Annotated in this window: 6 protein-coding genes and 1 pseudogene; 1 reads left to right on the top strand and 6 read right to left on the bottom strand. The window is 62.9% G+C overall.

Translation table 11 applies throughout. The features are described 5' to 3' along the window. Positions 1-212: 212 nt before the first annotated feature. From HK439_RS23715 to HK439_RS23695, 5 genes and pseudogenes are all read right to left on the bottom strand, one after another. Positions 213-1,394: an ABC transporter substrate-binding protein gene (locus tag HK439_RS23715; RefSeq protein WP_190293970.1), complete on the bottom strand. Its 1,182-nt coding sequence runs from the start codon at positions 1,392-1,394 to the stop codon at positions 213-215. A gap of 122 nt (positions 1,395-1,516) precedes the next feature. Then, positions 1,517-2,752 (bottom strand): flavin-dependent oxidoreductase, encoded by a 1,236-nt coding sequence (locus tag HK439_RS23710; protein WP_190293969.1) that lies wholly within the window; start codon positions 2,750-2,752, stop codon positions 1,517-1,519. Then, positions 2,749-3,213 carry a cupin domain-containing protein gene (locus HK439_RS23705; protein ID WP_209012036.1) on the bottom strand — a complete coding sequence of 155 codons (465 nt, stop codon included), beginning with the start codon at positions 3,211-3,213 and terminating at the stop codon, positions 2,749-2,751. Before HK439_RS23705 ends, HK439_RS23710 begins: the two co-directional genes overlap by 4 nt. An 87-nt stretch (positions 3,214-3,300) precedes the next feature. Further along, positions 3,301-4,113: pseudogene (locus HK439_RS23700) on the bottom strand (alpha/beta hydrolase); the annotation flags it as partial. A 130-nt stretch (positions 4,114-4,243) separates the two neighbouring features. Then, positions 4,244-4,684, bottom strand: coding sequence for a cupin domain-containing protein (locus tag HK439_RS23695; RefSeq protein WP_190293968.1), 441 nt, complete (start codon positions 4,682-4,684; stop codon positions 4,244-4,246). A gap of 234 nt (positions 4,685-4,918) precedes the next feature. Here HK439_RS23695 and HK439_RS23690 point away from each other — a divergent pair, with 234 nt between their 5' ends. Then, entirely contained in the window at positions 4,919-5,857 is a 939-nt protein-coding gene (locus HK439_RS23690; protein ID WP_209012030.1) for an AraC family transcriptional regulator, read from the top strand. Positions 5,858-5,972: 115 nt separating this feature from the next. Here the strand turns inward: HK439_RS23690 and HK439_RS23685 are convergent, their stop codons facing one another. Further along, on the bottom strand, positions 5,973-6,797 hold the full coding sequence (locus HK439_RS23685; RefSeq protein WP_190293966.1) for a phosphodiesterase: 825 nt from the start codon (positions 6,795-6,797) through the stop codon (positions 5,973-5,975). Between the last annotated feature and the right edge of the window lie 60 nt (positions 6,798-6,857).

The following is a 6,857-nucleotide window of genomic DNA, read 5'->3' as shown; positions in this document are numbered from 1 at the left end:
GGGCGACGAAGCGAAGACGTTCCTCCATAACGGACACCTCTTTCCACGGCATCGACACCTCCCGCAAAAACGAAAAGTGTTACCTATGTGTCCGGAACGTTTTGTCACCTATCTCTCAGGTCGGGCAAAAATCCTGCAATGACTGTCGCACGATTGGATTCCATGCATGCCTGAACGCGCCCGCACCGTGACGGGCGGGCGCGGTCTGGTTGTTACATCTTGCACTCGTCGTGGAAGCTGTCGGCGTAGTCCTTGACGATGGTCCGCTTGGCTGTCGTCCAGAACTTGCCGTCGTCCCGCTTGGCGACCTCAAGCAGATGGAAGTCCTGAACCGGATAGTGGTTGTTGGAGAAGGAGAAGGAGCCGCGCACGGAGGTGAAGTCCGCGGCTTCCAGGGCCTTGCGCATGGCGTCCTTGTCGCTGACGTCACCGCCGGTCTTTTCCAGCGCGCTGGCGATCAGATTGGCCGTGTCGAACGCCTGGGCGGCGTAACCGCCCGGAACGTAGCCGTATTTCTTCTCGAAGGCCGAGACGAAGGCCTGGTTGGCATCGTTCTTCATGTCCGGCGCCCAGTTGCCGGCGGACAGGAAGCCGACGGCGGCGTCCTTCTGACCCGGCAGGGTGGTTTCGTCGGTGGTGAAGACGGACGTGAACTTCATGCTCTTGTTGAGGCCGGTTGCCTCGAACTGCTTGACGAGGCGCACGCCCATGCCGCCGGGCATGAAGGCGAAGAGCGCATCCGCGCCTTCCGTGGAGATCTTCGCAAGCTCGGACGAGAAATCCTGAGTGCCGAGCGGCGTGTAGATCTCGTCCGCAATCTCGCCCTTGAAGGTCTGCTTGTAGCCGGCAACATTGTCGCGACCGGCCTGGTAGTTCGGCACCATCATGACGACCTTCTTGAAGCCTTCCTCGTTGGCGATCATGCCGCTGACTTCGGCGTTCTGGTTGTTCTGGTAGGAGGTGACGAAGAAATAGGGATTGCAGTTCTTTCCGGCGAAGGTCGACGGGCCCGCATTGGGGCTGATCAGGAAGGTGTCGGACTGGATCACCGGCTTGAAGATCGCCTGCAGCATGTTCGAAAACACGGTCCCGACCACGATGTCGACCTTGTCGCGCTCGACCAGTGACTTGGCCTTGAGCAGCGCCACGTCGGGCTTGAGTTCATCGTCTTCCACGATCAGGTTGACGGACTGGCCGCCCAACTTGCCGCCGTTCTGTTCCAGCGCGAGATTGAAACCGTCGACGATCTGCTGGCCGAGGGCTGCCGGCGGGCCGGACAGGGTGACAACCATCCCGATCTTGACGTCCTCCGCCATAGCCGCCGTACAAAGTGCGGTATTCATTGCCAGCACCGCTGCCAGGCTCGCAAAAGTGGTTTTCGACGTTGCTTTCATGATTATTCGTCCTCTTGTACCCCCCTCCGGGGCTGGTTGAATTGCAGTTTCAAATTTATTCGGGACCGGTTTTTGAAGTTTTTGTCTTTCCCGGGTCCCGGGCCGACGCCCGTCCTTTTCGGTCAGGCGTCTTCCTTCGTGGCGAAGCCGGCCATCTTTGCGTAGCCTTTGACGATCGCCTTGCGGTCCTCGTATCCAAGCACATCGTCGACGTTCTCGAAACGGCGCGGACTGAGTTTCTCGACCTCGTCGATCACGCGCTCGGGTCCGCCGATCCGATTGGTGCGCACGACCTCGGCGGTCTTGGGCAGCCGGTCCTGCTCGTAGCGGTAGAGCGCTTCGCGCGGATGTTCCGCTGCTGCCAGTTCGTCGGCAAGGCAGCGCGCATCCAGAATGGCCTGGGCCGCGCCGTTGGAGCCCACCGGATACATCGGATGCGCCGCGTCCCCCAACAACGTGACCCGCCCATGGGTCCAGCGCGGCAGGGGATCCCGGTCGGCCATCGGATATTCGTAGATCGCGCTGCTGGCGCGCACCAGTGCCTCGATGTCCATGCCCGGCACGTGGAACCGTTTGGCATAGGGCAGCACCTTGGACAGCGGCGCCTGTTTCGACCAGCTTTCAGGCGGCGGCGGCGAAACCGAGGCATCGGCCACGCGGACGTTCACAACCCAGTTCATCAGCTGCCGGCCGTCCTTGGCGGGCGCGATCGGGTAAAGCACCAGCTTCGCGCCTAGGCCACCTGCGATGGCCATGGTCTCGCCGTCTTCCCAGACCGGCCATTCCGCAGCACCGCGCCACATGACGACACCGGTCCAGCTCGGTCCGCCCTCGTTCGGATAGAACCGGCGCCGGCCGACGCTGTGAATGCCGTCGGCGCAGACCAGCACTTCGGCGCGCATGGTTGTCGAGCTGAGGCCGTCGATCGTGTTGGTGAAATGACCCGTCACCCCGGCCTCGTCCTGAACGAAGCCGGACAGGCGCTGGCCGGTCAGAACGGCGTCCGGCCCCATGCGCTCGACCACGGCATCGTAGAGCAGCTTTTGCAGCCGGCCGCGATGGATGGAAAACTGCGGGTGGTCGTGGCCGGCGTGCATGCCGCGCGGCTCCCGCCAGACTTCCTGGCCGATGCGTGTGAGGTACCGCAGCTCGCGGGTGCGCAGTCCCACCTCGTCCAGCTTCGGCAGAAGCCCCAGTTCGGCAAGTTCGGCGATGGAATGGGGCAGGGTGTTGATGCCGACCCCGACCTCGCGCACTTCTGATGCCTGTTCCACGACCCGCGCCTTGATGCCGCGCTTGTGCAGCATCAGGGCAGCGGTCAGCCCGCCGATGCCTGCGCCTGCGATCAGGATCGTCATTGCGCGGCCTCTTCTTCCGGCGGCAGGAAGTCGATGGCATGGGCGGCGGAGACGGCGACGATCTCCGCCGGATCCGCGTCGGGACCCATGTTGTGAAGCGCCCAGAACAGATCGTAGAGCTGCGCGGTCGGGGTGACCCAGAACAGCGTCTTGATGGTACTGTCGGACTTGTTGAAGATGCCGTGGGGAATGCCGCGCGGCAGCTTCACCAGATCGCCCGGCTCGCCGACGGTCGGCTTTCCGTCGAGCAGGAAATCGAAGCGGCCTTCCAGGATATAGAGAAACTCGTCCTGATCGGGGTGAATATGCGGCGGCACGAAGGTTCCCGGCGGCAGGGTGGCGTGCCAGGTGAAGCACTCCTCGGTCATCTGCTTGGGCACATAGGTCTGGCCCAGAATGTTCCAGCAAATCTCGTCGAGACCTTCGCGGGACTTGACGATCCCGGGAGCCATGGCGGTCATTTTTGTCCCCTTACTCTGTGTGATGCCTGAAGCTTGGGTTGCCTGCGCCCGGACCGGCGCGACGGTGCCGGCCTCTGGCTGGAACGGGCCGACAAAGGCGGCGGTAATCGGCGATGCCGGATCCTTCAGGCCTTCGATGATGGTGAAATGGTTGTGGTCGCCTTCGACTTCGCAGCGGACCGGTACGTCGAGCCCCGCCCACATGTCTGCCAGAAGACGGTTCTGGCGGATGAATTCGGGCCGTTCGCCGCCTCCGACCCAGCAGGTCAGCGGCGTGGCGGCCGCAGGTTGCGCCAGAACCGCGCTTTCCGCGCGGGCCTCGTCGAGGTCCAGCTTGAGCGTCTGGTTCATCTCGGTGTTCATCAGCGGGCGCAGGTCATGCAGGCCGCTGATCGAGAGGACATGGGTGATGCGTTCGCGAACGCTGTCGGGCAGCGGGCTGTCGGAACAGAGCATGCGCGTTGCCAGATGTCCGCCCGCGGAATGTCCGGACAGGCGGATTGGACCGTCCACCAGCCGGGCGGCGGTCGCGATGGCACGGCCGATCTGGGCGGTGATCTCGTGGATTCGCGCGTCCGGCGTCAGGGTGTAACTGGGCAGGCACACTGCCCACCCTTCAGCCCGGGCGCCTTCGGCGAAATCCGTCCAGTGCCCCTTTTCCAGCCGCATCCAGAAGCCGCCGTGAATGAAGACGGCAAGTCCCTTCGGCGTGTCCTCCGGCCAGACGATGTCGAACTTTTCCCTCGGGTGGCTGCCGTAGGAAATATCCAGGTCGAGCCGGTGTCCGCCCGCCTGCAGCTCCGCCCTGTAGGCCGCGGCCCGCTCGGCCCAGAAACCGGGGAGCTCGGCGGAGTTCTCAACGTGTTTCATGTTCGCGAAGGCGTCGTCCCAGTCGCGCAGCGGTGGCAGTTTCATTTGGACCGTCCTGTTGGATACTCGATACTGTTGGAGGCTGTCGGTCACGTGACCTTTTGAAGGGCGCAGAAGGCGGTTTAAGGCTCCGCGCAGGGTTCGAAGGGCCTTTCCCGGTTCAAGCCGCATCGGGTGGCGGCAGGAAGTTCACTTCGCGCAACGCGGACAGGCGCACCAGTTCTGCCGGATCGGTCACCCCGTCCAGCTCGGTGAACAACTCGTAGAGCTTGCGCGCCGGCGACACGCCGAAGATGCAGACCGCCGTCTTGCCGGAGCGGTTGAAGATGCCGTGGGCGATGCCGCGCGGCATTCTGATCGTGTCGCCGGGCCCGGCCTTGCCGTGCTCGTCGGGAAACTCGATCTCCAGTTCGCCGTCCAGCATGTAGACCCACTCGTCCTGGGTCGGGTGGATATGCGGCGGCACGAAGGTGCCATCGGGAATGGTCGCGTGCCAGACGAAGGCGTCGTCGGTCAGCAGCTTGGGGACATAGGTGTGTCCCACGACGTTCCATGCGAGGCCGTCCATGCCGCCTTCGGCCTTCAACACGCCTTTTTCCATCATCCGGGCTCCTGTCATAGCGGATCGGGAACAAAACTCCCCTTACCTTGCAATGGTTTCTCCGCAACCCGTTATCCAAAAAACGAACTCCTCATTCCGACGTAAATTTTAACCTTGAAGCACATCGGAACTCGTGCGCTAAATTGATCCGTGAAAACCCCTATGTGTTGCGTAAGGGAATAAATGGCCGCACCAGAGGCTTTGCCGACGACTGAATATTTTGCGCAGTACCCGGTGGTTCGTACGCGCGACATGGATGAGGCACGGCACATCGTTGCCCGCAAGCTGTGTGACCACAAGCTGGAGGTGACCGGGCGCCGGTCCAGCCTTTTCGTCCGCCACAATGCGGTGAGCGGGCGCTCCGTTTCCGTCAATTACCTGCATTACGGCGCCGACGTGACGGTGGATCCGGGGCGGCTGGGCTCGTTCTACCTGTTTCAGGTGCCTCTGTCGGGAAGTGCGAATATCCGCCATCGCGGCGAGGAAATGACCGCGACCACGAACATGGGAACCATCCTGAACCCGGATCGCGGCGCGCTCCTGCATTGGGGGCGGGACTGCAGCAAGCTGTTGCTCCAGGTCGACCGGACCCAGTTGGAAACGGTTGCCCGTTCGATCACCGGGGCGCCGCTGCCGGGGCCGATCAGGTTTGAAATGAAGGTCGATCTGACCAACGGGCCGGGACGGCAGCTGAAACGTCTCGTGATGGGCTGCGCCCAGGCGGTCGAAAACGGTGACCTGTTCCGGGGACCGCTGGTGGCGCGGGATCTGCGGGCGGAAGAAGACCTCGCTCATGCGCTGCTGACCCTGCAGCCGAGCAACATCTCGCACATCATCGAGCGCTCGGACCGTCGGGCCAACCCACGCGAAATCCGGATCGCGCTTGAATATATGCACGCCAATCTGGGGGAACCGATCACGCTCGCCGACATTGCCCAGGCGGCGCGCATGAATGTCCGGACGCTTCAAAAGGGCTTCCAGCGCATTTATGGCCAGAGCCCGATGCAGGCCCTGCGCAACGCGCGGCTGGACACGGCCCATTACATGCTGGCGGCGCGCAGCAATCCGCCCAGCGTGAGCGAGGCGGCCTTCCTGTGCGGGTTTTCCCATCTCGGCCGCTTTTCCTACTACTACAGGGAACGCTTCGGGCATTTGCCGAGCGAAAAGCGCTGAAGGTTTCCGTCGAACCGACCTTCGGCATACCGGCATCCATCCCAGCCACTTGGTCGCGTCTTGGCCCCTGGATTTTTACCGGTCGATCGCGGCTTCCGTCGGGATTTCGTCCTACCTACCGGATCATGGTCAACCGGTCCCAGTCGGCATAGTCCGGCGATCCTTCACGGCGGATCTGACCCGCGTAGCCGAACTCGACCATGTGAACCATGGTGCTTTTTTCGTCCGCCAGAATGACCGCATAGGATTCCGGCAGATCGGAACTGCTCAGGTTGGCAACGGCGCCGAAATCCGGCCAGCCGGCATGGTTGGTTCCGCGCGGCGCACTGAAGGGGACGCCGTGCAGGGAGCCCGAAAGCGGCAGGTGGCAATGGCCGTGGAAGATATGGGCGATCTTGCCCGCGTGTCTGGCGATGATGTCGCCGAAAGCCTCGGCGTCCAGCAGCATGATCCGGTCCATGGGGGCAATCCCGATCGGGACCGGGTTGTGATGCATGAACAGCCAGACCTTGCCGTCGCATGCCATCAGCTGGCGGTCGAGCCAAGCCAACCGGGTTTCGCAGTAGAAGCCGGCGTGGCTTTCAGGGCCCCAGGTGTCGAGCGTCAGCCCGGTGCCGACAGGGAGGTCGAAGGCGGATTGGACATAACCGTTTTCATCCGCAAGCTCGGGGAAGACCGACAGGAACACATCCCGCTCGTCGTGATTGCCGATGCACAGGTGAACCGGCATCGGCACCCGTGAAAGCACGTCCTTCAGGCGCTTGTAGTCGTCCGCGTCGCCCCAGTCGGACAGATCGCCGGTGATGATCAGCGCGGCCGCATCCGGATGATGGGTGATGGCATGATCGAGCGCTTTTTTCAGATTTTCGTTCGGTTCGCGGCCCGCGATGGTCTGTCCGGGCGCGGTCAGATGGATGTCGGTGAGTTGCAGGAGCTTCACGCTTTCCCCCTTATCTGTGTCGTTGAGAAAAAAGCGCCGCCCGGAGGTGTCCGGGCGGCG

Source organism: Roseibium aggregatum, from assembly GCF_014692675.1.
Taxonomy (GTDB): domain Bacteria; phylum Pseudomonadota; class Alphaproteobacteria; order Rhizobiales; family Stappiaceae; genus Roseibium; species Roseibium aggregatum_C.
This window is presented reverse-complemented; position numbering and strand designations above follow the sequence as displayed.